General features: G+C 73.8%; 19 protein-coding genes. 14 read left to right on the top strand and 5 right to left on the bottom strand.

All coding sequences use genetic code 11. The features are described 5' to 3' along the window. Positions 1 to 7 precede the first annotated feature (7 nt). Positions 8 to 1681, bottom strand: a complete 1674-nt coding sequence (locus FB563_RS03200) for a PucR family transcriptional regulator (protein WP_055706498.1) — start codon at positions 1679 to 1681, stop codon at positions 8 to 10. Positions 1682 to 2024: 343 nt separating this feature from the next. Here FB563_RS03200 and FB563_RS03195 point away from each other — a divergent pair, with 343 nt between their 5' ends. From FB563_RS03195 to FB563_RS03175, 5 genes are all read left to right on the top strand, one after another. Further along, complete coding sequence (locus tag FB563_RS03195; protein WP_055706497.1) at positions 2025 to 2918, top strand: FAD binding domain-containing protein; 894 nt, start codon at positions 2025 to 2027, stop codon at positions 2916 to 2918. Then, entirely contained in the window at positions 2918 to 3499 is a 582-nt protein-coding gene (locus tag FB563_RS03190) for a (2Fe-2S)-binding protein (protein WP_055706496.1), read from the top strand. Before FB563_RS03195 ends, FB563_RS03190 begins: the two co-directional genes overlap by 1 nt. A gap of 2 nt (positions 3500 to 3501) precedes the next feature. After that, positions 3502 to 5922, top strand: coding sequence for a xanthine dehydrogenase family protein molybdopterin-binding subunit (locus tag FB563_RS03185; RefSeq protein WP_055706495.1), 2421 nt, complete (start codon positions 3502 to 3504; stop codon positions 5920 to 5922). 213 nt (positions 5923 to 6135) lie between these two features. After that, positions 6136 to 7602, top strand: a complete 1467-nt coding sequence (locus tag FB563_RS03180) for an NCS2 family permease (protein WP_055706494.1) — start codon at positions 6136 to 6138, stop codon at positions 7600 to 7602. A 45-nt stretch (positions 7603 to 7647) separates the two neighbouring features. Next, entirely contained in the window at positions 7648 to 8799 is a 1152-nt protein-coding gene (locus tag FB563_RS03175; RefSeq protein WP_055706493.1) for an XdhC family protein, read from the top strand. A 13-nt stretch (positions 8800 to 8812) separates the two neighbouring features. Here FB563_RS03175 and FB563_RS03170 read toward each other — a convergent pair whose 3' ends face one another. Together FB563_RS03170 and FB563_RS03165 are read right to left on the bottom strand one after the other, a co-directional pair. Then, positions 8813 to 9253, bottom strand: a complete 441-nt coding sequence (locus FB563_RS03170; RefSeq protein WP_055706492.1) for an SRPBCC family protein — start codon at positions 9251 to 9253, stop codon at positions 8813 to 8815. 45 nt (positions 9254 to 9298) lie between these two features. Continuing rightward, positions 9299 to 10066, bottom strand: coding sequence for a polysaccharide deacetylase family protein (locus tag FB563_RS03165; protein ID WP_055706491.1), 768 nt, complete (start codon positions 10064 to 10066; stop codon positions 9299 to 9301). 162 nt (positions 10067 to 10228) lie between these two features. On the opposite strand from FB563_RS03165, the gene FB563_RS03160 reads away from it, so the two are divergent. The 9 genes from FB563_RS03160 (at position 10229) to dmpI (ending at position 22035) form a co-directional block, all read left to right on the top strand. Beyond that, complete coding sequence (locus tag FB563_RS03160; RefSeq protein ID WP_055706490.1) at positions 10229 to 10873, top strand: phosphoribosyltransferase; 645 nt, start codon at positions 10229 to 10231, stop codon at positions 10871 to 10873. A gap of 140 nt (positions 10874 to 11013) precedes the next feature. Continuing rightward, positions 11014 to 12738, top strand: a complete 1725-nt coding sequence (locus FB563_RS03155; RefSeq protein WP_079048790.1) for a S1 family peptidase — start codon at positions 11014 to 11016, stop codon at positions 12736 to 12738. Positions 12739 to 13230: 492 nt separating this feature from the next. Continuing rightward, the gene (locus FB563_RS03145) at positions 13231 to 15534 is read left to right on the top strand and encodes a tetratricopeptide repeat protein (protein WP_142218446.1); all 2304 of its coding nucleotides are present in this window, start codon (positions 13231 to 13233) and stop codon (positions 15532 to 15534) included. Between the two features lie 37 nt (positions 15535 to 15571). Next, positions 15572 to 17095, top strand: a complete 1524-nt coding sequence (locus tag FB563_RS03140; protein ID WP_142218445.1) for a VWA domain-containing protein — start codon at positions 15572 to 15574, stop codon at positions 17093 to 17095. After that, the gene (locus FB563_RS03135; protein ID WP_244328997.1) at positions 17092 to 18276 is read left to right on the top strand and encodes a hypothetical protein; all 1185 of its coding nucleotides are present in this window, start codon (positions 17092 to 17094) and stop codon (positions 18274 to 18276) included. The genes FB563_RS03140 and FB563_RS03135 overlap by 4 nt, the downstream gene beginning before the upstream one ends. Next, the gene (locus FB563_RS03130) at positions 18273 to 19574 is read left to right on the top strand and encodes an ABC transporter substrate-binding protein (protein WP_055708650.1); all 1302 of its coding nucleotides are present in this window, start codon (positions 18273 to 18275) and stop codon (positions 19572 to 19574) included. The genes FB563_RS03135 and FB563_RS03130 overlap by 4 nt, the downstream gene beginning before the upstream one ends. Before the next feature lie 156 nt (positions 19575 to 19730). Next, positions 19731 to 20870, top strand: a complete 1140-nt coding sequence (locus tag FB563_RS03125) for a winged helix DNA-binding domain-containing protein (protein ID WP_142218444.1) — start codon at positions 19731 to 19733, stop codon at positions 20868 to 20870. 23 nt (positions 20871 to 20893) lie between these two features. Then, on the top strand, positions 20894 to 21760 hold the full coding sequence (locus tag FB563_RS03120; protein WP_142218443.1) for a LysR family transcriptional regulator: 867 nt from the start codon (positions 20894 to 20896) through the stop codon (positions 21758 to 21760). A 92-nt stretch (positions 21761 to 21852) separates the two neighbouring features. Beyond that, the gene (gene dmpI, locus FB563_RS03115; protein WP_055706297.1) at positions 21853 to 22035 is read left to right on the top strand and encodes a 4-oxalocrotonate tautomerase DmpI; all 183 of its coding nucleotides are present in this window, start codon (positions 21853 to 21855) and stop codon (positions 22033 to 22035) included. A 128-nt stretch (positions 22036 to 22163) separates the two neighbouring features. Here the strand turns inward: dmpI and FB563_RS03110 are convergent, their stop codons facing one another. Together FB563_RS03110 and FB563_RS03100 are read right to left on the bottom strand one after the other, a co-directional pair. Beyond that, positions 22164 to 22955 (bottom strand): S1 family peptidase, encoded by a 792-nt coding sequence (locus FB563_RS03110; protein WP_055706296.1) that lies wholly within the window; start codon positions 22953 to 22955, stop codon positions 22164 to 22166. Between the two features lie 241 nt (positions 22956 to 23196). Continuing rightward, positions 23197 to 26016 (bottom strand): AAA family ATPase, encoded by a 2820-nt coding sequence (locus FB563_RS03100; RefSeq protein WP_055709760.1) that lies wholly within the window; start codon positions 26014 to 26016, stop codon positions 23197 to 23199. Positions 26017 to 26101: the final 85 nt, after the last annotated feature.

Genomic DNA, 26101 nt, shown 5'->3' with positions numbered 1-26101 from the left:
GCCGACCTCAGCTCATGCGCAGGGCGAGGAAGAAGTCGAGCTTGTCCTCCAGGCGCGAGAGGTCCCGTCCCGTCAACTGCTCGATCCGGCCGACCCGGTAGCGCAGCGTGTTGACGTGCAGGTGGAGCCGGGTGGCGCAGCGGGTCCAGGAGCCGTCGCAGTCCAGGAACGCCTCCAGCGTCGGGATCAGCTCGGCCCGGTGACGGCGGTCGTAGTCCGTCAGCGGGTCCAGCAGGCGTGCGGTGAAGGCGCGGCGGACGTCGTCCGGGACGAAGGGCAGGAGCAGGACGTGCGAGGCCAGCTCCTGGTGTCCCGCCGCGCAGACCCGGCCCGGGCGGGCGGCCGCCACGCGGCGGGCGTGCCGCGCCTCCTCCAGGGCGCCGCGCAGCCCCTCCGCGGAGTGCACGGCCGCGCTGACGCCGAGGGTGAGGCGGCCGTCGTCGTTCAGGCCCGCCGACAGCGTCTCCCGCACGGACTGCAGCAGGGAGTCGGCCAGCAGGCCGGTCTCCGAGCCGTCGTGCTCGGCGGTGACCGCCGGGAGCGGCACCAGGGCGATCGCCTCGTCGCCGGTGTGCGCGACGGCGATCCGGTCGGACGGCTCTGGGCCGGTCGCCGCCGGGTCGACCAGCACCTCCTCCAGCAGCGACTGCGCGACGGGGCCGCCCTCGACCTCGCCGTCCTCCCACTCCACGCGGGCGACCACCACCTGCCAGTGCGGGGCCGCCCCCAGCCCGGGCAGCAGCACCGGGGCGGCCACCCTCAGGCGGGCCGCGATCTCGGCCGGCGCGGCGCCCGTCTGGACCAGCTCCAGCACCTCCTGGGCGAGCCGGCGCCGCACCGTGCGGGCCGCGTCCCGGCGGTCCCGCTCGACCGCGATCAGCTGGGTGACGCCCTGCAGCAGGTCCAGGCGCTCCTCGGGCCAGTCGCCCGCGTCCGCCTCGACGGCCAGCAGCCAGTCCGACAGCACCGTCTCGCGCACATCGCGGGAGGCCTGCGGGGAGCGGCCGGAGGAGCGGATCGGGAACAGCGAGTACGTCGTACCGCCGAGCAGGACGCGGTGCGGGCCGCGGCGGCCGGTGCGGGTGGCGGCCAGGTGCTCGGCGGCGAGCCTCGCGCAGGTCTCGGCGGGCAGCGCCGGGCCGCCGACCTTGGAACCGGCGATCAGCCGGCCGGTCGGCGCGAGCACCCAGGCGCGCAGGTCCAGGTCGGTGCCGAGCAGGTCCAGGACCACGTCCGGGCCGCCGCCCGCCGGGCCCGAGGTCATCATCCGCCGGTGCCGGTCGACCACGGCCGCCAGGTCTCCGGCGCGCTCGCCGGAGACCTGCCGGACGACGTATTCGGTGATGGTGGCGAAGGCCACCGACTCGTGCACCGCGAAGAGCGGCAGCCGGTGCCTGGCGCAGGCCAGGACCAGGTCGTCCGGAATGTCGCCCAGCTCCGCCTCGCCGGCCGCGAGGGCCGCCACCCCGGCCTGCACCAGGATCCGTACGAACGGTTCGGAGTCGGCGGCGTCCCGGCGCCAGGCGAGGCCGGTCAGCACCAGTTCGCCCCCGGAGAGATAGCGGCTCGGGTCGCGCAGGTCGGTGGTCATGACCCCGCGCACCGAACGGTCCAGCTCGTCCTCGCCGCCGAGCAGCCGCAGGCCCAGCGCATCGGTGTCCAGAAGTGCGCGCAGCCGCATCTCGTCGCCGCCGTTCTTTGTCTCGAAACCTACGATGGATCTTGGAGGGTGACGGTCGAGTCACCCGGAACCGGACGCACAGGGGCGCTCCGGGGTGTCTCCGTGCCGTTTCCTGCGTTTCTCCAGGAAATCGGAGGGGTTACCGATGACCTCCGTTCATACGAATCTACAAGATGCCCGGCGTGGCCAGCCAACTCCTTCATGGTTTCGGTGACTGACCCGCCGGGGCGCGGGGCGGTGTACTGAGTCCACTGCGCGTTAACAGGACGTGAACGAGCCGCGGCCGCCGCACACGGATTGGCTCAATCTGTACGACCCATTGAGACGAAGAAGAGAGCCGGTCATGGACTTCCTTCGCCCCGCCAGCTGGGGGGAGGCGCTCGCCGCCAAGGCCGAGCACCCTACCGCTGTGCCGATCGCGGGTGGCACCGATGTGATGGTCGAGATCAACTTCGACCACCGCCGGCCCGAGTACCTGCTCGATCTCAACCGCATCGGTGACCTCTACGAGTGGGAGGTCGGCGAGGAGACCGTACGGCTGGGCGCCTCCGTGCCCTACACCAGGATCATGGAGAACCTCCGTGCCGAGCTGCCGGGCCTCGCGCTCGCCTCGCACACGGTAGCCTCCCCGCAGATCCGCAACCGCGGCGGCGTCGGCGGCAACCTCGGCACGGCCTCGCCCGCCGGCGACGCCCACCCCGCGCTGCTCGCGGCGGGCGCCGAGGTCGAGGTGGAGTCCGCGGCCCGCGGCACCCGGCTGATCCCGATCGACGCGTTCTACACCGGCGTCAAGCGCAACGCCCTGCAGCCCGACGAGCTGATCCGCGCCGTGCACATCAGGAAGGCGGACGGCCCGCAGCAGTACTCGAAGGTCGGCACCCGCAACGCCATGGTCATCGCCGTGTGCGCCTTCGGCCTCGCCCTGCACCCCGGGACCCGTACGGTCCGGACCGGCATCGGCTCCGCCGCGCCCACGCCCGTGCGGGCCAAGGCGGCCGAGGAGTTCCTGAACGCGGCCCTGGAGGAGGGCGGCTTCTGGGACAACGGAAAGATCATCACCCCGTCGGTCGCGAAGCAGTTCGCCGACCTGTGCTCGGCCGCCTGCAACCCGATCGACGACGTCCGGGGCACCGCGAGCTACCGCCGTCACGCGGTCGGTGTGATGGCCCGCCGGACGCTCACCTGGACCTGGGAGTCGTACCGCGGCAACCACCGCACCACCGAGGGAGCTGCGTAATGCGCGTCAACTTCACCGTCAACGGACGGCCGCAGGAGGCCGACGACGTCTGGGAGGGCGAGTCCCTCCTCTACGTCCTGCGCGAGCGCCTCGGCCTGCCGGGCTCGAAGAACGCCTGTGAGCAGGGTGAGTGCGGCTCCTGCACCGTGCGCCTGGACGGCGTGCCGGTCTGTTCCTGCCTGGTCGCGGCCGGTCAGGTCGAGGGCCGCGACGTCGTGACCGTCGAGGGCCTGGCGGACTACGCCAAGCAGCGCGCCGAGGGCGGCTGCGCGTCCGGCGCCTGCGGTACGACCCTGCAGGACTCCCAGCGGTGGAAGGCGAAGGGCACCGACTCGCAGACCGGCGAGGGCACCGAACTCTCCCCGATCCAGCAGGCGTTCATCGACGCCGGCGCCGTCCAGTGCGGCTTCTGCACCCCGGGTCTGCTCGTCGCCTCCGACGAACTCCTGGAGCGCAACCCGAACCCGACCGACGCCGACATCCGCGAGGCGCTGTCGGGCAACCTGTGCCGCTGCACGGGCTACGAGAAGATCATGGACGCGGTCCGCCTGGCGGCCGCTCGCCAGTCCGAGGAGGTCTGACGATGCCGTCCCCCACTCTCGGCTCCGCTCGAGCGGGAGGTGCCCCCACCGGCGCCCCTACGAAGATCACGCAGGGTTCGCAGACCAAGGGCGGCATCGGCGAGTCCACGCTCCGTCCCGACGGCACCCTCAAGGTCACCGGCGAGTTCGCGTACTCGTCCGACATGTGGCACGAGGACATGCTCTGGGGCCAGATCCTGCGCTCCACCGTCGCGCACGCCGAGATCGTCTCGATCGACACCGCCGAGGCCCTCGCCACGCCGGGTGTGTACGCGGTCCTGACGTACGACGACCTGCCCACCGAGGTGAAGAACTACGGCCTGGAGATCCAGGACACCCCGGTCCTCGCGCACGGCAAGGTACGCCACCACGGCGAGCCGGTCGCGCTCGTCGCCGCCGACCACCCGGAGACGGCCCGCCGCGCAGCCGCCAAGATCAAGGTCGAGTACCGCGAGCTCCCGGTGATCACCGACGAGAAGTCGGCGCTGGCCCCGGACGCGATCCTCGTCCACGAAAACCGCGACGACCACCACATCGGGCACGTCCCGCACCCGAACATCGTCCACCGCCAGCCGATCATCCGCGGCGACGCGGAGGAGGCCGCCAGGCGCGCGGACGTCATCGTCAGGGGCGAGTACACCTTCGGCATGCAGGACCAGGCCTTCCTCGGCCCCGAGTCCGGCCTCGCCGTACCGGAGGAGGACGGCGGGGTCCACCTCTACATCGCCACCCAGTGGCTCCACTCCGACCTGCGCCAGATCGCGCCCGTCCTCGGCCTGCCCGAGGAGAAGGTGCGGATGACGCTGGCCGGCGTCGGCGGCGCGTTCGGCGGCCGCGAGGACCTGTCGATGCAGATCCACGCCTGCCTGCTCGCCCTGCGCACCGGCAAGCCCGTCAAGATCGTCTACAACCGGTTCGAGTCCTTCTTCGGGCACGTCCACCGCCACCCGGCCAAGCTCTACTACGAGCACGGCGCCACGCGCGACGGCAAGTTGACCCACATGAAGTGCCGGATCGTCCTGGACGGCGGCGCCTACGCCTCCGCCTCCCCGGCGGTCGTCGGCAACGCCTCCTCGCTGAGCGTCGGCCCGTACGTCGTCGACGACGTCGACATCGAGGCCGTCGCCCTCTACACCAACAACCCGCCCTGCGGTGCCATGCGCGGCTTCGGCGCGGTCCAGGCGTGCTTCGCCTACGAGGCGCAGATGGACAAGCTGGCGAAGAAGCTGGGCATGGACCCGGTGGAGTTCCGGCAGCTGAACGCGATGGAGCAGGGCACCGTCATGCCGACGGGCCAGCCCGTCGACTCGCCCGCCCCGGTCGCCGAACTGCTGCGCCGCGTCAAGGCGATGCCGCTGCCGCCGGAGCGCCAGTGGGAGTCCAGCGAGGGCGCCGACGTACGGCAGCTGCCCGGCGGTCTGTCCAACACCACGCACGGCGAGGGCGTCGTACGCGGCATCGGTTACGCGGTCGGCATCAAGAACGTCGGCTTCTCCGAGGGCTTCGACGACTACTCCACCGCCAGGGTGCGCATGGAGGTCGTGGGCGGTACGCCGGTCGCGACCGTGCACACCGCGATGGCGGAGGTCGGCCAGGGCGGTGTCACCGTCCACGCGCAGATCGCCCGCACCGAGCTCGGTGTCACCCAGGTGACCATCCACCCCGCCGACACCCAGGTCGGCTCCGCCGGCTCGACCTCGGCCTCCCGGCAGACGTACGTCACCGGCGGCGCCGTGAAGAACGCCTGCGAGCTCGTCCGCGAGAAGGTCCTGGAGATCGGGCGCCGCAAGTTCGGCTCCTACCACCCGGCCTGGGCGACCGCCGAACTCCTGCTGGAGGCCGGCAAGGTCGTCACCGACGGCGGCGAGGTCCTCGCCGACCTGGCCGACGTCCTCGAGGGCGAGGTCGTGGAGGTCGAGGAGGAGTGGCGGCACCGGCCGACCGAGGCCTTCGACCTGCGCACCGGCCAGGGCAACGGACACGTCCAGTACTCCTTCGCCGCGCACCGCGCGGTGGTCGAGGTCGACACCGAGCTCGGCCTGGTCAAGGTCATCGAGCTGGCCTGCGCCCAGGACGTCGGCAAGGCGCTCAACCCGCTCTCCGTCATCGGCCAGATCCAGGGCGGTACGACCCAGGGACTGGGCGTGGCGGTGATGGAGGAGATCATCGTCGACCCGAAGACCGCCAAGGTCAGGAACCCGTCCTTCACGGACTACCTGATCCCCACGATCCTCGACACGCCGACCATCCCGGTCGACGTGCTCGAACTCGCCGACGAGCACGCCCCGTACGGGCTGCGCGGCATCGGCGAGGCCCCGACCCTGTCGTCCACCCCGGCCGTCCTCGCGGCGATCCGGAACGCGACCGGGCTGGAGCTCAACCGCACTCCGGTGCGGCCCGAGCACCTCACGGGAACCGCGTAACACCGGAAAAAAGCTCTCCGGGCGGCGCAGGGAACGTCACACACTCCGCCGCGTCGCCCGGAGGAACCCCCTTTGAGTTCCGCACCGCTCGCGGTCCTTGAAGTACCAGGAAATTCGTTCGTCTCGGGCCGTCCCCCGGGTCGTCCATTCCCAAATCCCGTGACCGTCGAAGCGGTTGCACGGGTGCCCCTGTGAACCTTGGGAGATGGCACCATGACCCAGCAGTCAGTGGAGCCCACGACCACCGCCGAAGACGCGGGCGCGGGTTCGCGTCCGCCGGCCGGCAGGTCGTGGCTCGACCGGTACTTCCACATATCCGAAAGAGGATCCACCATCGCGACCGAGGTCCGCGGTGGCGTCACCACCTTCATGGCGATGGCGTACATCCTCCTGCTCAACCCGGTGATCCTCAGTGGCGCGGACAAGTCCGGCGACTCCCTGAGCCAGAAGGCGCTCATCACGGCCACCGCGCTCGGCGCGGCGTTCACCACCCTCCTCATGGGCTGGGTCGGCAAGGTGCCGCTCGCCATGGCCGCCGGACTGTCCGTCTCCGGTGTGCTGGCCGGTCTGGTCATGGGCACCAAGGACCTGACGTGGGCCCAGGGCCTGGCGATGTGCGTCGCCTACGGCGTCGTGATCATGCTGTTGGTGGTCACCGGCCTCCGCGAGATGATCATGAACGCGATCCCGCTGCCGCTCAAGCACGGCATCACGATCGGCATCGGTCTGTTCATCGCCTTCATCGGCCTGGTCAAGGCCGGGTTCGTGCACGCGGGTACGGCGACCCCGGTCACCCTGGGCAACGGGGGCGAGCTCGTCGGCTGGCCCGTCCTGCTCTTCGCGGTCACGCTCCTGCTGATCTTCGCGCTCCAGTCCCGGAACGTCCCCGGCGCCATCCTCATCGGCATCGTCACCGGCACCGTTCTCGCGATGATCGTCAACGCGGCCGGCCTCGTGGACGACAAGTCCTGGGCCAACGGCGAAGGCCCCGCGCTGCACGGCAGTGCCGTGTCGATGCCGGACTTCTCGCTCATCGGCAAGGTGTCCTTCGGCGGCCTCGGCGACGTCGGCTACATGACGGTCACCTTCATCGTCTTCACCCTGGTGCTCGCCGGCTTCTTCGACGCGATGGCCACCATCATCGGCATCGGCACCGAGGCCGAACTCGCCGACCACCAGGGGCGGATGCCGGGCCTGTCCAAGGCGCTGTTCATCGACGGTGCCGGCGGCGCCATCGGCGGCGCGGTGGGCGGCTCCGGGCAGACCGTGTTCGTCGAGTCCGCCACCGGCGTCGGCGAGGGCGCCCGCACCGGCCTGGCCTCGGTGGTCACCGGTGGCTTCTTCGCCCTGTGCCTGTTCTTCACGCCGATCACGGCGATCGTGCCGCGCGAGGTGGCCTCGGCCGCCCTCGTCACCATCGGCGCGATGATGATGATGAACGCCCGGCACGTGGACTGGGGGGACCGCTCCGTGGCGATCCCGGTCTTCCTGACCGTCGTGATCATGCCGTTCACGTACTCGATCACCCCCGGTGTCGCCGCCGGTGTGATCTCCTACGTCGTCATCAAGCTCGCCCAGGGCAAGTGGCGGGAGATCGGTCCCTTCATGTGGGGGCTGACGCTGCTCTTCCTCGTCTACTTCTCCCTGCATCCGATCCGGGCCCTGCTGGGCGTGCACTAGCCGGGTCGACGCCCTTCCCGCGCAACCGCGTTAGGAGACCGACAGATGCTGGACATCGCCGAAGAGCTGTATCGGTGGGTCGAGCAGGGCCGTGACTTCGCCGTCGCCACCGTGGTGGCCGTCGGCGGCAGCGCCCCGCGCCTGCCCGGCGCCGCCCTCGCGGTGGACGCCGAGGGCACGGCCGTCGGCTCGGTCTCCGGCGGGTGCGTGGAGGGTGCCGTGTACGAGCTGTGCCGACAGGCGCTCGAGGACGGGGAGACCGTGCTCGAACGCTTCGGCTACAGCGACGAGGATGCCTTCGCCGTCGGCCTGACCTGTGGCGGCGTCATCGACATCCTCGTCACACCGGTCCGGGCGGACGGTCCCGCCCGGCCGGTGCTCGCGGCCGCGCTGGCCGCCGCCGCCCGTGGGGAGGCGGCGGCGGTCGCGCGGATCGTGGCGGGCCCGGCCGGGTTGCGGGGCCGCGCCCTCCTCGTCCGGCCCGACGGCTCCTGCGAGGGCGGCTTCGGCGGTCACCCCGAGCTGGACCGCACGGTCGCCGCCGAGGCCGGCGCCTTCCTGGAGGCGGGCCGCACCGGCACCCTGGAGATCGGCGAACGGGGCTCGCGCTGCGGCGCCCCGCTCACCGTCCTGGTCGAGTCCTCGGTCCCCGCACCCCGGATGATCGTCTTCGGCGCGATCGACTTCGCCGCCGCGCTGGTCCGCGTCGGCAAGTTCCTCGGCTACCACGTCACCGTGTGCGACGCCCGTCCGGTGTTCGCCACGAAGGCCCGCTTCCCGGAGGCGGACGAGATCGTGGTCGAGTGGCCCCACACGTACCTGGAGCGCACGGAGACCGACGGCCGTACGGTCCTGTGCGTCCTCACCCACGACGCCAAGTTCGACGTGCCCCTGCTCAAGCTGGCCCTGCGCCTGCCGGTCGCCTACGTCGGCGCGATGGGCTCCCGCCGCACCCACCTCGACCGCAACGAGCGCCTGCGCGAAGTCGGCGTCACCGAACTGGAACTGGCCCGCCTGCGCTCCCCGATCGGCCTCGACCTCGGCGCCCGCACGCCGGAGGAGACGGCCCTGTCCATCGGCGCGGAGATCGTCGCCAACCGGCGTGGTGGCAGCGGGGTCTCACTCACCGGTGCGCACACTCCCATCCACCGTGAGCCGTCCTCCGTGCGGGCCGGGTGGATCGGGTCGGTGGCCTGAGGCAGGCCCCGGTTCACGCGCGCCTGAGCATCCGGTTCACCGCTCGGCCGAACATCGCGCGCGCCGTGCTCCTCAGTACGCCGTCGAAGGCACGCGGCAGGAAGCGCACCCGCAGTTCCTCCCGCCACACCACACGGCTGCGGCCCCCGGGTCCCGGCAGGACCTCGATCTCCGCCCAGCCCAGCACCGTCCGGCCGCGCTTTTCCAGGCGGCACCGTCCGCCCTCGCCGTCGGCGGGTGGGTGCCAGACGGTGACCTCCATGACGTCGTCGAAGGCCAGCGGGCCGACGCCCGAGCGGGCCACGAAGCGCGTGCCCACGCCCGTGGGCCCGGCCGTGAGCACCCTGATCCGGGTGAGCGGGACCGCGTCGGCGTGGCGGGGCCACTCGGTGAGCCGGCGCCACGCCTCGTCGAGGGGGAGCGGGGCCGTACGGGCGAAGGAGAAGATCGGCACGGCACGATCGTAGGCAATGCGCGCCGGTCAGCGGGACGTTCGCGGTCAGGGCCGGTAGACCTTGCCCGGTTCCGCCTTGCCGGGCGCCAGCAGCTGAGGCACCGTCACGAAGACGTACCCGCGCGCTTTCAGCGCGTCGATGATGCCCGGTACGGCGGGCACGGTGCCCGGGTAGATGTCGTGCAGCAGGATGATCCCGTCCCGGGACGCCTGGTCGAGGACCCGCTTGGTGATGAGCCGGGAGTCGTTGGTCGTGTAGTCCTTGGCAGTCACGCTCCACAGCACCTCCGCCAGCCCCATCTCCTTGGCGATCTTGTGCACGTCGCCGTCCGTACGGCCCTGCGGCGGGCGCATCAGCGTGGGCTTGCGCCCGGTGAGACGCTGGATCGCGTCGTCCGGCCGCCGCAGCTCCTCGCGTATCTGCGCGTCCGATATCCGGGTGAGGATCTTGTGGTCCCAGGTGTGGCTCGCGACCTCGTGCCCCTCGGCCGCCATCCGCTTGACCAGCTGCGGGTACTTCTCGATGTGGTTCTTGCCCAGGAGGAAGAAGGTGGCCGGGACCTTCTTCTGCTTGAGGATGTCGAGCAGCCGCGCCGAGTTCTCGCTGGGCCCCGCGTCGAAGGTGAGCGCGATGCACTTGGCCTCGCGGCAGTCGACGGTCCCGAACGCCGCCGGTGCTCCGTGCGTCGCCGCGGCCCGCGCGGTGCTCGGTGCGGTGGTGTCGACCTGGGCGCAGCCGGACAGGGTGAGCGCCAGGCCCACCGCGGCCGAGGCGAGCGCGGCCGGACGCAACCTCCGGGCGGCTTCGCGCATCTTCCTGGTCGCGTACGGTCTGTGTCCCGGGGTCGGGATCTGGTCGGTCGAAAGAGGCATGCGGAGACTATACACTCGGTGTATAGATCACTTGTTCGGATATCGCGCGTGGGTCCGGCCGGTAGCACCATGGAAGGAGAGGCACCGCGGAGGAGGACGGCCATGCGCTTCCGGGACCGTGGAGAAGCCGGACGGGAACTCGCCGGACTGCTGAGCGACCTGCGCGCACAGGGCGCCCTCGTCGATCCGCTCGTCCTCGCCCTGCCCCGCGGCGGCATCGCCGTCGCCGAGCCCGTCGCCCGCGCCCTCGGCGCCCAGCTCGACGTGCTCATCGTCCGCAAGATCGGCGCCCCGCACCACCAGGAGTTCGCCGTCGGCGCGCTGGTCGGCGACGACCCGCCGCTCTTCAACACCGGCTCCCTGGACCGGCTCGGCCTGACCGAGGAGTCCATGGCCCCGGTGGTGGAACGCGAGCGGCGCGAACTGCGGCGCCGTGAGGAGCGGTATCGCGGCGGCCGGCCGGCTCCGGACCCCGCGGGCCGCACGGTGATCGTCGTCGACGACGGGCTGGCCACGGGGGCGACCGCCCGGGCGGCCCTGCGGCACGTGCGGCGGCGCGGGCCCGCACAGCTCGTCCTGGCCGTTCCCGTCGGGGCGCCGGACTCCGTCGACCGGCTCTCCGGCGAGGCCGACATGGTCGTGTGCCCGCACCGGCCGGCCGGGTTCACGGCGGTGGGGCAGTGGTACGAGGACTTCGGGCAGCTGACGGATGCGGAGGTGCTGGCGGCGCTCGGCGGTGGCGGGTGAGCGCCGTTGGGGCTCTCGCCGTTGCCGGGTACGGGGCCGTCCTGGGCTGGTCGCGCAGTTCCCCGCGCCCCTTCGGGCGCTCGTAACATCCCCGTGCACACCAGTAGTACCGGGCCGGTACTCCGAGTAATCTCGGGGCCATGACGCGCACGGGGGAGCGAGCCGTCAAGTCGTGGGCGCAGACGCCGTCCTGGATCGCGCGCATCGAGGCGCCGGACGGGCAGGTGCTCGGTGCCGGGGTGCTGCTCGCCCCCGACCGGGTGCTCACCGCCGGCCATGTCGTCGGACCCGGACGCCACTACACCGTGCGACTGGTCGGCTTACCCGAACTCGGCGCCGTGCCCGCGACCGTGCGCGAGGACGAGCACGTGCCGCAGCGAGTGGACCGCTGGGGCGACCGCAGCGGGGACCTCGCCCTGCTGCGGCTGGCCGTGCCCCTGCCCGCCGCGTACGCCACCCGGCTCTACCGGCTCGCCACACCGCACGGACCGGTGAGCATGTACGGCTTCCCGGCCGGCCGTGACGGTGGCCGCTGGCACGGCGCCACCCTCGTCGCCGCCCTCGGCGGGGACAGCCAGGTGCAGTTGCGCCCGCTGACGGAGGGCGAGCTGGCCGTACCCGGGTTCAGCGGCGGGGGAGTGGTCGACCACGCCACCAACCAGGTCATCGGCATCGTCCTCAGCGTGGACGAGGGGTTCAGTTACATGAGCCCCACCGAGACCATCCTCCGGCATCTGCCGCAGGTCGCCGCCTGGACCGACGGCGCCGAGGCGGTCGACCCCCGGCTGCGCACCGGAGCCTCGGCCGCGGCGGGCGCGCTGGACGTGCCGTTCGCCACCGAACTCGCCCGCTGGTTCCGCGGCGAGGGCTGGCCGGTCCTCGTCACCGTGGTCCCCGCCCGCGGCGACCGCGCCTGGACCCTGAACCGGGCCGTGACCCTCGCCGACCGGGAACTGCGCACCGACCGCAACACCAGTGGCTTCAGCCACGACCCGCCCGAGACCGTTCCCCCGGCCGGTGCGCACGACCTCGCCCTGGACGTCCGGCGGCTGACGGCCGATCAGGTCATGGACCGCATCGCCGCCCGGCTGGGCTTCCGTGACGACATCCGGCCCGAACGGCTCGGCGCGCTCCGCGTCCCGCTCGCCGCCGTCCTGGTCGGCGTCGACCAGGCCGCCGAACCCGACGCCCTGCTCGCCCTGCTGGACCGGCTCGCCCGGCAGGGGGCCCGGCTGCTGCTGGTCTTCCGCCGCCAGTCGAAGCGCGCGGAACAGGCCGCCGAGTCCCTCGTACGGCTCCCGCTGCGCGATCGGTGGAGCCTGCTGCACACCGAACTCAGACGGATCACCGATGAGTTGGGACCGGGCCTCGACCGGCTCCGGGACCAGGTGCTGCCCGGCCCCGACGACCGGCAGCTGGTGGAGGAGGCCGAGGCGGGCGTACGGCGCACCCGGATGCTGCGCGCCTGGGTCGCCGAATCCCCCGGGCGGGAGCGCGAACCCGGCGAGGCCGATCTGCTGTTCACCTTCGAGGACGCCGCCGACCGCCGCAGACAGCGCCTGGACCAGGCGATCGGCCTCCTCGACGCCCGGCTGCGCCGCCGCGAGGAACTCCTCGGCCGCGTCGGTGCCGAGTGGCCGCTGTGCCGCGGACGGGCCGCCGCGCACGGCGACCGCGTCATGGAGGCGTACCGGCTCTATGAGCACGCCCTGTCCCTGCTGCGGCACACCCCCTGCGACCTCGAGGGGGCCGAGGCCGCCGTCGAACGCTTCGTCGGCTTCTGCTCGGCCTCCGCACCGCCCACCCCGGCCGCACCGACGGAACCCCCCGCACCCGCCGCGTCCCGGAAGGAGAGCGCACCATGACCCCCGTGTCTGCCGCCCGGCTGTGCGGGTCACATCGTCGGTACCGGCTACGGCGTTGCCTGCGGCCGCTGCCACGCCGAGCCGGGCAGCGCGCCGGCCCGGGCCGCGTGGTCGGGGCGTGCCGGTGTTGGTGTGTCCCGGGGGGAGGGTGCGCCGTGATCTCGTGTCTGGGGCCTGGCTGTGCGGGTCACATCGTCGGTTCCGGCTGCGTCACCTGCGGCTGCCGCCACGCCGAGCCGGGCAGCGCGCCGGCCCGGGCCGCGTGGTCGGGGCGTGCCGGTGTTGGTGTGTCCCGGGGGGAGGGTGCGCCGTGATCTCGTGTCTGGGGCCTGGCTGTGCGGGTCACATCGTGGGCGCCGGCTACTGCGACAGTTGCGGCCGCCGTCGCGGCGAGGCGCGTGGCGCGCCGTGTCCGGGGTCGCCGTCACCGGCGGCCCGGGCCGCGCGGACGGGGCCTGCCGCTCCCGGCCGGTCCCGGGGGGAGGGGGCGCCGTGATCTCGTGTCTGCGGCCCGGCTGTGCGGGTCACATCATGGGCACCGGCTACTGCGACACCTGCGGCCGCCGCCACGCCGAGCCGCGTGGCGCGCCGCAACCGGAGCCGCCGTCGCCGGACGGGCCGCGCACCGCGGCGCGGACCCCGCTCCAGGACGCCCCGGCCGAGGAGAGCCCCGCCCCGGCGACCATGCACGCCGTCGCCGGGGTCGGCGACCTCGACCAGCACGGACTGGTCGTGCTGCCCGAGGTGCCCGCCCCCGACGACGTGCTCGTGACCGACCCCCGCCCGCCCACCGGCGGCCGCCGCTGCGGCGCGGGCGGCTGCACCATGACCATCGGCGTCGGCTACGGCGGCCGGCCCGCCCCCGCCACCGGCCACTGCCCCCGCTGCGGCACGCCCTACTCCCTGCTGCCCCAGCTGGACGAGGGCGACGTGGTCGCCGGGCACTACCGCGTCCTCGGCTGCCTCGGCGGTGGCGGGCTCGGCTGGGTCCATCTCGCCGAGGACACCCGCGCCGACGGCCACCGGGTCGTCCTCAAGGGCCAGATCGACGTCCACGACGCGCTCGCCCGCCGCACCGCCGTCGAGGAGCGCCGCTCACTGACCGACCTGCACCACCCCGACATCGTCCGGCTCATCACCTACGCCGACCACCACGTCCCGGGCCGCCCGCCCACCGGCTACCTGGTCATGGACTACATCGGCGGCCGCTCCCTGCAGCAGCTGTTCGACGCCGGCGACGTCGAACGGATCTTCCACGGCCGCCCCCGCCTGGACCACGTCCTCACCTACGGCTGCAAGATCCTCGGTGCCCTGCAGTACATGCACGAACGCGGGCTGCTGTACTGCGACATGAAGCCCGCCAACGTCATCCACTTCGGCCGGGCGATCAAGGTCATCGACCTCGGCGCGGTCCGCGCGATCGGCGACCGCACCTCCGCCTACGTCTGCACGGCCGCGTTCGCCCCGCCCCAGGAGGAGATCGACCGGCGCGGCTGGCACATCGACAGCGATCTCTACACCGTCGGCATGACCCTCCAGGCGCTGGCCCGGGACACCGAACCGGCCCGCGGTCTCGCCCCGGACTCCTTCCGCCGGCTCATCGACCGTGCCACCCACCCGGAACCACGGGCCAGGTTCCGCTCGGCGGCCGAGATGTCCCGGCAACTGTGGGAGGTACTGAGGGAGTTCCGTTCCCTCCAGTTCGGCGAGCAGCTGCCGGAGAGCTCCACCCGCTTCCGCGCCACCGGCGCCAGCCTCGACGCCGGGCTCGGCGCGATCCCGGCCCTGGACCACTTCACCGCCCGCCCCGACGGGCAGCGGCCCGGGCCCGACGTCTCCCCGCCCGACCCCGCCGAGGTCGCAGGCGCCCTCCCGGAACCGGTCCCCGACCCCGACGACGGCGCCGCCCTGCTGCTGGACACCTTCCCGCCCGACGCCCCCGATCGGGTCGCCCGGCAGTGGCCCCGCGAATCCCGCCTCGGCACCCCCGAGACCGCGCTGTGGCTGTGCCGCGCCTACCTCAGACGGGGCGAGCGGGACCAGGCCGAGAGCTGGCTCGCCGAGGCCGAGACCCAGCTCGGCGAGGGCGCCGCCGCGCACGACTGGCGCATCGCCTGGCACCGGGGCGTGCTCCACCTCAGCAGAGGCGAGGTACGCCAGGCAGGAACCCGCTTCGACGCCGTCTACCGAGCCCTGCCCGGCGAGTACGTGCCCAAGCTCGCCCTCGCCTACTGCACGGAACACGACTCCGAGGTACCCGGCCCGCAGCGCATCCCGCGGGCCATGCGGTTCTACGAGGCCGTCTGGAAACGGGACTTCGCGCACACCGCCGCCGCCTTCGGGCTGGCCCGCGGCCATCTGGCCGGCGGTGACCGGGACGCCGCCGTCCGCGTCCTCGACGAGGTGCCCGCCACCTCCCGGCACCACGACGCCGCCCGGATCGCGGCCGTCCGCGTCCGCGCCGGCATCCTGCGCGGCGGCCCGCCCACAGCGGCCGACCTGCGGGACGCCGCCCGGCGCCTGCCCGAGCTGCACCTGGACGGCGGCGCCGCCGACGGCGAGTCCCGGGCCCGGCTGGTCGCCGAGGTCCGCGAGAACGCCCTGCGGGCCCGGCCGGACCAGGGCTGGGGGCCGGACTTCCCCGCCGGCGACCTCCTCGGACCCGGCGACGAGGACGGCCTGCGCCGCCTGCTGGAGCACTCCTTCCGCCTGCTGGCCGCACAGGCCCGCACCGCCGGGCAGCACGGCCGGCTGCTCGACCTGGCCCACGCGGTGCGGCCGCTCACCACCTTCTGACGCCCGAACCCGCCCGTGACCACCTGGGGGACACACCATGACCGTGGCCGAGGAGATCGCCGAGGAGATCGAGGTGACACTCGCGGTCGGCCAGCGGAAGGAACTGCCCGTCGTGCCCGCGCCCGGGCAGGCCGCCGACCGGGAGATGCACGCCATCCTGGAGATCGGTGTCCGCGGCCCCGACGGCCCGGGGTCCGGCCCCGCCCCCGTGCACGGGGCGGGCCCCGCGCTCGCCGAGGTGCTGATCGTCGACACCTCCCGCTCCATGCTCCACCCCGCCGCCAAACTGCACGCGGCGAAGGACGCCACCGCCGCGGCGGTCCGGCTGCTGCCCGACGGCACCGCCTTCGCCGTGCTCTCCGGGCGGTTCGACGCCACCGTGGTCCATCCCGGGCCCGGCCGCGCCCCGATGGCCGTCGCCGGGCCCGCCGAACGGGAGGCCGCCGAGCGGGCCGTACGGATCCTGGACGCGGACGGCGGCACCGCCCTCGGTACCTGGCTCGACCTCGCCCGGCGGACGCTGAAGGAGCAGCCCGCCCCCGTCAAGCACGTCCTGCTCCTCACCGACGGGCGCAACGAGCACGACCACCGGGCCGCCATGTCGCTGGACACCGCCCTGGACGCCTGCGAGGGGCGGTTCGTCTGCGACGCCTGGGGCATCGGCGACGACTGGGACGCCGACCTGCTGCTGCGCATCACCCGGCGGCTGCACGGGCGCGCCGGAGCGGTCCGGGCGGAGTCCGAACTGACCGCTGCCTACGAGGAATTGGTGACCAGGCTGCTCGGCACCGCGATCCCCGAACTGCGCATCAGGATCACCCCCACCCCCGGCACCGCGATCCGCCGGGTCAAGCAGGTGGTGCCCGGCGAGCAGGAACTGCCCGCGGTCCCGGACGGCTCCGGCGGCCGCGCCACCGAGTACGTCACCCGCGCCTGGGGCGACGAGACACGGCACTACCAGGTCGTCCTGACCGCCGACCCGGCCGGCCACGAACTCGGCGAGGACCTTCAGCTCGCCGCCGTGGAGGTCGCCGTACCCGACTTCGGGCGCCCGGTGCGGCTGCCCGCGCCGCGGCCCGTGCTGGTCCGCTGGACCGACAACCCGCTCGACGCCTCCGGGCAGCATCCCGGGGTCCGCCGGTCCGAGCTGTACCAGCAGGCGGGCGCCGCCGTCGCGGCGGCCTACCAGGCCTGGCTGCGCGGCTCCGGCGGCCGGGCCGCCGCGGACCAGCACCTGGCGCGCGCCCTGGCGCTCGCCGAGGAGCTGGGCGACACCCAGTTCCTCGGCGCCCTGCGGCGGATCGAGGACACGGAGGCCGGACCGGGCACCGTCCGGGTCCGCGCCGGCCTGAAGGACGTCGACTGGCAGCACCTGATCCTCTCCAGCGCCCTGACGACCCCGCCCCGGCCCGCCGGCCCGGCCGAGCCGCCCGGCCCCGGCCCCGCCGCTCCCCCCGACCCGGACGCCCTGATCGAGTGCCCCTACTGCGCGTGGCCCGGCCCGGCGGACTCCGTCTACTGCGGCGACTGCGGCCGCCCGCTGAAGGAGCCGGCCTCATGACCCCGGGCAACGCCCCGCACACCGGCGCCTCCGGCGGGCGCGACCGGACCGGCGCCCGGGCTCACCGCACGCGGTCCGTCATCCCCTCCGGTCGTCAGGGCACGCGCCCCGCCACTCCGCCGCCGGTCGGTCGCACCGACGTTCACGCTGAGGCGCCCCGCGCCACCGCACCGGGCCGTGCGCCCACCACCGGCCCGACGGACCGCCGTACCCCCGCCGGACGGCCCGCCCTCCTCCGCCGTCTCCTCCCTCCCGGGCGGCCCGCACCGGACGGTGGCAGCACGACCGCGCACGACCTGGCCGTACGCCACCGGCTGTTGCTTGTCCTGTCCGCGCTGCTGACGCTGTCGCTGTTCCTGTCCTACGAGGGCGTGCACGGGGACGCGAACCCGTTGCGCACCTCCAGCGCTCCGGCCGTGCTGTCCATCGACACCGCGCTGTACGCCCTCGGCCAGGCCCAGCGGGACGCCGGCGCGGCGGCACCGACCAGCGACTTCCAGAAGCAGATCTCGGTCGCCGCGCAGAGCCTCGCGGCCGCCGCCGGGGACGGCGTCGGCGGACCGGCGGGCCGGCAGGCCCTGCAGACGGTCGCCGGACTGATCACGGTGTACGCCGTCAAGGTCCAGAAGGCCCAACTCCAGCCCGACGGCAGCGTGTTGCGCGAGGCCTACCTCAGCTACGCGACCAGCGTCCTGACGGACGAGGGCTCCGGGATCCAGGCCCGGCTGAAGGCACTGCAGGCGCAGCAGCGCGCCGCGGTGCACCGGCAGACCTCGTTCGGCCCGCTGCTGTGGCTCGGCTGGACCGCGACCGTGCTGCTGGCCCTCGCCCTCGGCGCGGCACTGTTGGAGACCCAGCTGTTCCTGCGCCGGCGCTTCCGGCGCCGGTACAACCGCGGCCTGCTCGCCGCGGGCGCCCTGCTGGCGGCCGGACTCGCCGCCACGCTGCTGTTCACGGTGTGGACGCACCAGGGGATGGCGCACACCCGCGATCTGCTCGACCGCCCGCTGACCGGGCGGCTCATCACCGACGCCGGGCGGACCTGCGCGTCGTACCTGGCGCACACCGGTTTCCGCGCTTCGGCCGCGGTGTGGATCCTGATAGGAGGCATCCTGCTCATGGCCCTCGCCGAGACGGGACTGCGGCGGCACATCGACGACTACCGGTTCAGGCCCCGGTGAGCGCCGCCCAGGGCGGCCCCGGGACCGCCACCGCCCCGCGCGCCCGCCGCGTCCGCGCCCTGACCGTGCTGGCGAGCTGCCTGGTCCTGCTGGCCGCGGCCGTCGTGTTCGCCGTACGCGCCCTGGGCCAGGAGCCGACCGTCACGCTGCTCGCCAACTGGACCGGCACCGACGAGCGGAACTTCCGGGAGTCGGTCATCGAGCCCTTCGAGCGGAAGTACCACATCCACGTCGACTACCAGGGCAGCTCCGCCGAGAGCCAGGTGCTCGGCGCCGACGTGGAGGCCGGGACGCCACCGGACGTGGTGGTGCTGACCGGTCCCGGGGAACTCGCGGACTACGCCCGGCAGGGACAGCTGAAACCGCTCGACGAGCTCGTGCCCCGGGCCGGCTTCGGCGCGTCCTGGACCACGCCGCTGGACGGGCACGTGTACTGGTTCCCGCTCAAGGCCGACCTGAAGTCCATCGTCTGGTACCCGGCCGGCACGAGCGAACGGCAGCGCGCCGAGGCGGCGGCCCGGCCCGGCCAGTGGTGTGCCGGCATGGGCTCCGGGGCGACCAGCGGCTGGCCCGGCACGGACTGGATCGAGGACATCCTGCTGCAGCAGTACGGCCCCGGCACCTATCAGCGCTGGGCGCGCGGCGAACTGCCCTGGACGTCCAAGGAGGTGCGGTCGGCTTGGACCACCTGGGGGCAGCTCGTGGGCGCCGGCGGGGACCCGGATCTGGTCCGGCGCACGCTGAAGACGCCGTACCAGGACGCGTCCGAACCGGTCACCCGCACCCCGCGCGGCTGCACGCTGGAGCACCAGGCGTCGTTCATCCGCAACGAGGAGTCCTGGAGACGCGTGGACGGCCGTTACGAGCCCTCGGCCCGGCGCATCCCCGGGGCCAGGGCGAGCGACGCCTGGGAGGTCTCCGGTGACCTGGTCGCCCTGCTGCACGCCACCCCGCAGGCCAGGACGCTGATCCGGCACCTCGCCTCGGCGGCCGCCCAACGTGCCTGGAACGCCAAGGAGTCCGGTTTCTCGGTCAGTCCCGAGGCGCAGCCGGCGCCCTCCGCCGCCGGCGCCGGCTGGCACCGCTCCCTCGCCGCGACCCTCCTCGACGACCGGGCGGTGCACTGCTTCGACGCCTCGGACGCGATGCCGCCCTCGGTGCGGGACGCGTTTGCCGAGGCGACGATCGAGTTCCTCGCCCACCCCGACCACCTGAACGCCCTGCTGACCTCCCTGGACACGCTCAGCCACACCCGCGGCCTGACATGGCTCCCCTCGGTCTGCGACCACGCGCCGTGAGCGGTTCACCCCGCCGGCCGGCTCCGGGCGGCCGACCGGCCGACCGCGTCGAGGATCGCGTACAGCACCGCTTCAGCACCGGCTCGGCGCCGGACGGGCAAAGTCGGGTGAGAGTCGCGGACAGTGGGTGTCCGCGATCCCGGTTAGCGTGCGGCCATGACAAAGAGCAGTGCGCCGAAGGGCAGTGCGCCGAAGGGCATGGTCTCGAAGGCCCCCCTTCTGGACGTCCGCGCCCTCAACCGTGCCACGCTGGAACGCCAGTTGCTGCTGCGCCGCTCGCCGCTGTCCGCGTCGGCCGCCGTGCGGCATCTGCTCGGTCTCCAGGCGCAGAACGTCAAACCGCCGTACCACGCCCTCGCCGCCCGGCTCGACGGCTTCGCACCGCAGGAGCTGTCCGCGCTCATGGCCGATCGCGAGGTCGCCCGGATCGTCTCCCTGCGCTCCACCCTGCACACCCACACCGCCGACGACTGCCTGAGCCTGCGGCCGCTCGTCCAGCCGGCCCGCGACCGAGAGCTGAGCGGTTTCCGCGCCGGTCTGGCCGGCGTCGACCTGGACCTGCTGGCCCGGCACGCCCGCGAGCTGGTCGAGGCCGAGCCGCGGACCATGGCCCAGCTGCGGCAGGCGCTGAGCGTCCGGTGGCCGGACGCCGACCCGCGGGCCCTCGCCGTCGCCGCCCGCTGCACGCTGCCGCTGGTCCAGGTCACCCCGCGCGGACTGTGGGGCAGGAGCGGCCAGGTCGCCCTCACCACCGCCGAACACTGGCTCGGCCGCCCGGCCGGACCGGCCCCCGAACCGGACGCCGTGGTCCTGCGCTATCTCGCCGCCTTCGGCCCGGCGTCCGTGAGGGACATGCAGACGTGGGCCGGACTCACCCGTCTGAGGGAGGTCTTCGAACGGCTCCGCCCCCGGCTGCTGACCTTCCGTGACCCGAACGGCACCGAGCTCTTCGACCTCCCCGACGCCCCGCGCCCCGACCCGGACACCCCGGCCCCGCCCCGCTTCCTGCCCGAGTTCGACAACCTTCTGCTCTCCCACGCCGACCGCAGCCGGGTCGTACCCGCCGAGCACCGGGGCCGGCACTGGCAGGGCAACCAGGCCCACCGCACCCTCCTCGTCGACGGTTTCCTGGCGGGCCTGTGGAAACTGGACCCCGGCGCCCTGGTCATCGAGCCCTTCACCGCGCTCACCGGGGCCCAGCGGGAGGAGGTCACCGCGGAGGGCGAGCGGATGCTGCGCGTGCTGTACCCGGAGGCGTCGTACGACATCCGCTTCGGGACGGTCGTACGCCCCTGAGCCCCACCCTCTACAGTCGGCGCATGGAACTCCGCCAGCTCAGCTATTTCGTCGCCGTCGCAGAGGAGTTGCACTTCGGGCGGGCCGCCGAGCGGCTGCACATCGTGCAGTCGGCGGTCAGTCAGCAGATACAGCGGCTGGAGCGGGAGCTGGGCGCGGAGCTGTTCGACCGGTCGCCGCGCCGGGTGCGGCTGACCGGGGCGGGGGAGCGGCTGCTGCCCGAGGCGCGGGCGGTGCTCGCGGCGGCCGAGAAGGCGCGGGCCTCGGTGGCGGCGCCCGCCGGGCTGCGCCTCGGCACCAGCACCGGGCTCGGCGCCCATCTGGACCGGGTGCTGGCCGCGTTCGCCGAGCGGGCACCGGACGTCCCGGTGGAGCTGTTCTCCCTGCCGGCCGAGGAGCGGCTGAACCGGGTCGCGGCGGGCCGGCTGGACGCGGCGTTCGTGCGGTCGGCCGAACCCCCGCCCGGCGTACGGGTGGTGCCGCTGTGGCCGGATCCGCTGGTCGCCGCCCTGCCCGCCACGCATCCGCTCGCGCGAAGGGACGAGATCGACCTCGCCGACCTGGCCGGGCTGCCCCTCGCCCTCACCCCGCGCCGGAACAACCCCACCCTGGTCGACCTGGTCGTCGGCGCCTGCCATGCGGCCGGGTTCGAGCCGGTGCCCGGACCGGCCGGCGGCACCCTGCACGACACCCTCGCCACCATCGGCGCGCGGCCGCTGTGGACGGTCGTCTACGCCTCCCACGCGCGCGTGCTGGCCACGCCACGGGTGGCCTACGTGCCCTTCCGCGCACCCGGACTGGCCCTCGCCACCGGTCTCGCGGTGCCCGCCGCAGACCCCTCCCCGCACCTGGAGAAACTGCTCCTGGCCTGCGGTGATCACGCCAGCTGATCGCTGCGGTCGCGGACTGCTCCTTGGTCGCGGACGCGCACCGCGATGGACTGGACCCACCGAACAGGAACACCGATCGAGGGAGTTCAGCCATGCCGATCGTCACCATCCAGCAGGGCCCGCGCGACATCGAGCTCAAGCGGGAGCTGGTCAAGCGGGTCACCGACGCGTTCGTCGACGCGTACCGGATCCCGGCGGAGACCGTGCAGGTGTGGATCCACGAGGTCCCGGCGGACAGCTGGGGCGCGGCCGGGAAGCTCACGGCCGACAAGTAGCCCCTGCGCCCCGGGCCTCCGCGTTCCGCGGGGGTGGACGTGGAGAGGGGGGCGCTGCGGGCCGCTCGTGGTGGCTCGCAACGCCCCCCTGGCATCTACCCGAGGGGTGCTCGGGTGGTCTTCTTGGGTTACGAGTTGACCTGCGCGGTCACGAGGTCCGAGAAGGTGGTCAGCCGGGTGTACACACCCGGGTAACCGGCCTCCGCGCACCCCTCGCCCCAGGAAGTGATCCCTGCCAGGACGCCCCCGATGAGCAGGGGACCGCCGCTGTCGCCCTGGCAGGTGTCTACGCCGCCGGAGGAGTATCCGGCGCACACCATGTCGGACTGGACGAAGTCCGAACCGTAGGAGCTCTTGCAGCTGGAGTCGGACACGAGCGGGACGGTCGCGGTCCGCAGCTGGTTGGAGGAGCTGCCGTTCTCCGAGGTGGTCCCCCAGCCGAGGATGCGGGCCGTGGCGCCGGCCGCGTACACGTCCGTCTGGGAGGAGGAGACGTACGACACCGGCTTGTACGGCATCGACGTCGCGAGGGTCAGCACGGCCACGTCGTGGCCGTTGGTGGCGTCCGTGTAGTCCGGGTTGACCCAGATCTTGCTGACCTTGGCGACCGTGCCGTCGGTGCCGTTGAGATTGGTCCGGCCGCCGACCACACGGACGTTGCTCGCGGACTCGCCCGCCATGCAGTGCGCGGCCGTCACGACCTTGTTGGCGGCCACCAGGGTGCCACCGCAGAACTGGCTGCCGGACGCGTCGGTGATCTGCATGACGAACGGGTAGGCCGCCGTCGTGGTGGTCGTACCGCCGACGATGGGCTGCGGGGCGGCGCTCGCCGTGGGGGAGGCGAGCAGCGCGGTCGCCGCGGCGGCGGCACCGGCCACCAGGGTCGCGGCGGTCTGTCTTGCACGTCTGGGCCCGAACATGAAGCTCCTCAGTGGGGTTTGCACCGGTGGGGGGTTCGCACGGGTGTGGGGGGTGTGCACGGGGTGGGGGCACCCCCGCGCGAGCGAAGCCGAGCGTGGGGGAGGGACCGACCCCGTGTGCCCGGGCGAGCGGCACGCCCTTTACGCTAGGACCCGGAACCCTCGGCTCCCAATGAGGGAACCCCCTAGGGGGTTGGGTGAGGGAAAACCCTCGGTCCGGTTCAGTTAACAAGCGCGGCGCTCAGTTCGCGCGGCGAGCCGCCGCCAATCGGACGATGTCCACCCGCGAGCGGATCCCCAGCTTGCGGTAGACCCGGGTCAGGGTCGCCTCCACCGTCTTGACGCTGATGAACAGCCGGGCGGCGATCTCCCGGTTGGTGGCGCCCTCCATGACCAGCGCGGCGACCTGACGCTCCATCGCGGCCAGCCCCTCCAGCGCGTCCAGGGCCTCCGGCGCGGCGAGCGCGGGCGCGGGCTCGGGGGCGGTGAGGGATTCGTCCACCTGGCGCAGCCAGGGCAGCGCCCGGCAGCGGCGGAACATCCGGGTGGCCTCGTCGTACGCCGCGGATCCGGGGCCGGTGCCGCGCAGCCGGGCGAGCGCGAACGCGGCCCGGGCCTCCTCCAGCCCGTAGCCGAGCTTCCCGAGCCGGTCCTGAGCGGACGTCAGCTGGGCGAGCGCGGCGTCCAGCTCGCCCCGCGCGGCCCGCACCAGGGCCTCGGAGCGGTCGAGGACGGCGAGGACGCTCTCCCGGCCGAGCCTGAGGGCGTGCTCGCGGCTCGCGTCGATGACGTCCTGCGCCTCGGCCGGTTCACCGATCCGGACCAGCGCCTCGGCGAGATCGCCCTGCCAGCGGCCGCGGGCGGGGTCGGTGATCCCGAGCCCGAGCTCCAGCGTCCGCACCCGGCGCAGGGAACGCACGGTGCCCGCCGGGTCCCCGGCCACCAGCTGGGCGTACCCGAGCGCGCCCAGGGCCCGGGAGAGGTACATCTGGTCGCCGTCCTCCTCGGCGTGCTCCACCGCCTCCCGGGCGAGCGCGAGGGCCCGGTCCACGTCCCCGCCGGAGGCCTCGGCGAGTGAGGTGAGCATCGCCGAGGCGGTCTCGCCGATCCCGGAGTCCCGGGCCAGGCGCAGGCTCTCCCGGGCCAGTTCCAGGGCGCGCCCGCAGTGCCCGGTGCGCAGCTCGGTCTCGGCGAGGCCGCGCAGGAAGTGCACCTCGCTCTCCACCGAGCCGCGCCGGCGCACCTCGCGCAGCAGCGCGGTGACGGTCGCCCGGGCCTCGGCCAGCTGGTCGCCCATGACCAGCCAGCGGAACCGGGCGCTGCTCGCCCCGTTGTGATGGCAGGCCACCCGGGGGTCCTGAGGCTCCTTCAGGGCGCGCTGGATGGTCCGGGGCGCCTCCGGGTGGCCCATCAACGTCTCGGTCTGCGCCTGGAAGGCGAGGGAGAGCAGCTCGGTGCGCCGGTCCTTGCCCTGCGCGGCGAGCTCGGCGGCGTGCGCGGCGGCCTCGCGGGCCTCGGTGAAGTCGCCCTCGACGATCAGCGCCCGCCAGGCCAGCTGGTAGTGCACCAGGCCCAGCAGCCGGGGATCGTCGCCGGCGTCGGCGAGGGCCTGCGGGAAGACGGCGTCGACCTCGGCCATGGTGTGGCCGGCGCTGTCGATGACGATGATCCAGGCCCGCACCCGGTCGGCGGGCACGCTCGCCCGGGACAGCACCTCGCGGGCGATGTCCCGGGCCAGGTCGATCTCGCCCGCGGTGATCGCGTCCTCGGCGGCCTGCAGCCGGCGCTCCTCCTGGCTCGGCACACCGTCGGCGGGGGTGTGCCGGGCGGCGAGCAGCCCCAGGTGGGCGGCGACCGAGGGGGCGCCGCGGTCCCGGGCGAGGGCGGCGGCCTCGGCGAGCCGGGCGGCGACGTCCGGGTCGGTGCCGGTGGTGGCCAGGGCCAGGTGCCGGGCCCGTTCGATCGGGTCGGAGGCGGCCGTGGACAGGGCCGCGTGCGCGGCGCGCCGTTCGTGCGCGGGCGCCTCCGCGTACAGCGCGGCGGATATCAGCGGGTGCGCGAACCGTACGGCGGGGACGTCGGGTCCGGTGGCCAGCAGCCCGAGTTCGGCGGCCTGGGCGCACTCGGCCTCGGCGTTGGTCCGGCCGGCCGCGCGCAGCAGCGCCGGGGTGGGGCGGGCGCCGGCGCTGGCCACCAGCAGGGTGCGGCGGGCCTCGACCGACAGCATGTCCAGGCGGCTCAGCACCAGGGCGCGCAGGCTGGTCGGCACCGGCAGCGGCTCGCCCGGCCGCGGCGGGGTGGGGCTGTCGGCGAGGGCGCGGCCGAGTTCCAGGGCGAACAGCGGATTGCCGCCGGACGTGCGGTGGATCTCGCGGACGGTGGAGCGGGGCAGGCCGGCGTGGCCGCGGTGGTCGAGCAGCTGGGCGACCTGGGCGCGGGAGAGCGGGCCCAGCCGGACCGCGAGGGTGCCCGGCGGGCAGGAGCGCAGGTGCCGGTCGTACTCCTGGCTCTCCTGGCCCTCGGTGCGTACCGCGCACAGCAGTTGCACCGGGGTGCCCTCCAGGCGGCGGGCGGCGAAGCCGAGCAGTTCGGCGCTGGCCGGGTCGAGCCACTGCAGGTCGTCGGCGACGACGAGGACGCCGCCGTGCGTGGCCAGGGCGCGCAGCGCGGAGAGCACCGCGAGGCGCAGGGCGAGTCCGTCGCGCTGGAGGCTGGACTCGCCGCGGCCGGTGAGCGCCGACTCCAGGGCGGTGCGCTGGGCGAGGGGCAGCCGGGGGGAGACCTCGTCGAGGACCAGGCCGAAGAGGTCGGCGAGGGCCAGGAAGGGAAGATGGGATTCGGACTCGGTGGCGGAGCAGCGCAGGACGGTGCGGGCGGTGGCGCCGTATTCCTCGGCCAATGCCCGCAGGACGGTGGATTTCCCTATTCCGGCGGGACCGTGGAGCAGCACACTGCCGCCCGAGGCGAGTTGGTCACGGGCGCCGGCGAGCAGGTCCTCGCGGCCGATGACCAGGTCGGGGCGGCACCTGGCAGGCTCCTGGAAGTCCCGTCGCACGGTCACCGCTCCCCTCGTGTCGTGTCCGGGCCAAATTCTAGGCAACGATCCTTCAAATTCGGACGGAAGCCGTGGTGAGGGAAATAACAAA

Origin of the sequence: Streptomyces puniciscabiei (genome assembly GCF_006715785.1) — a bacterium.
In the GTDB taxonomy this organism is placed as follows: domain Bacteria; phylum Actinomycetota; class Actinomycetes; order Streptomycetales; family Streptomycetaceae; genus Streptomyces; species Streptomyces puniciscabiei.
This window is presented reverse-complemented; position numbering and strand designations above follow the sequence as displayed.

Excerpts from the sequence above, each read along its gene's own strand:
- FB563_RS03110 (WP_055706296.1), bottom strand. The coding sequence starts at position 22,955 with ATGTTCGGGCCCAGACGTGCAAGACAGACCGCCGCGACCCTGGTGGCC.
- FB563_RS03195 (WP_055706497.1), top strand. The coding sequence starts at position 2,025 with ATGGACTTCCTTCGCCCCGCCAGCTGGGGGGAGGCGCTCGCCGCCAAG.
- FB563_RS03190 (WP_055706496.1), top strand. The coding sequence starts at position 2,918 with ATGCGCGTCAACTTCACCGTCAACGGACGGCCGCAGGAGGCCGACGAC.
- FB563_RS03120 (WP_142218443.1), top strand. The coding sequence starts at position 20,894 with ATGGAACTCCGCCAGCTCAGCTATTTCGTCGCCGTCGCAGAGGAGTTG.
- FB563_RS03200 (WP_055706498.1), bottom strand. The coding sequence starts at position 1,681 with ATGCGGCTGCGCGCACTTCTGGACACCGATGCGCTGGGCCTGCGGCTG.
- FB563_RS03140 (WP_142218445.1), top strand. The coding sequence starts at position 15,572 with ATGACCGTGGCCGAGGAGATCGCCGAGGAGATCGAGGTGACACTCGCG.
- dmpI (WP_055706297.1), top strand. The coding sequence starts at position 21,853 with ATGCCGATCGTCACCATCCAGCAGGGCCCGCGCGACATCGAGCTCAAG.
- FB563_RS03165 (WP_055706491.1), bottom strand. The coding sequence starts at position 10,066 with ATGCGCGAAGCCGCCCGGAGGTTGCGTCCGGCCGCGCTCGCCTCGGCC.
- FB563_RS03160 (WP_055706490.1), top strand. The coding sequence starts at position 10,229 with ATGCGCTTCCGGGACCGTGGAGAAGCCGGACGGGAACTCGCCGGACTG.
- FB563_RS03155 (WP_079048790.1), top strand. The coding sequence starts at position 11,014 with ATGACGCGCACGGGGGAGCGAGCCGTCAAGTCGTGGGCGCAGACGCCG.
- FB563_RS03180 (WP_055706494.1), top strand. The coding sequence starts at position 6,136 with ATGACCCAGCAGTCAGTGGAGCCCACGACCACCGCCGAAGACGCGGGC.
- FB563_RS03135 (WP_244328997.1), top strand. The coding sequence starts at position 17,092 with ATGACCCCGGGCAACGCCCCGCACACCGGCGCCTCCGGCGGGCGCGAC.
- FB563_RS03125 (WP_142218444.1), top strand. The coding sequence starts at position 19,731 with ATGACAAAGAGCAGTGCGCCGAAGGGCAGTGCGCCGAAGGGCATGGTC.
- FB563_RS03175 (WP_055706493.1), top strand. The coding sequence starts at position 7,648 with ATGCTGGACATCGCCGAAGAGCTGTATCGGTGGGTCGAGCAGGGCCGT.
- FB563_RS03185 (WP_055706495.1), top strand. The coding sequence starts at position 3,502 with ATGCCGTCCCCCACTCTCGGCTCCGCTCGAGCGGGAGGTGCCCCCACC.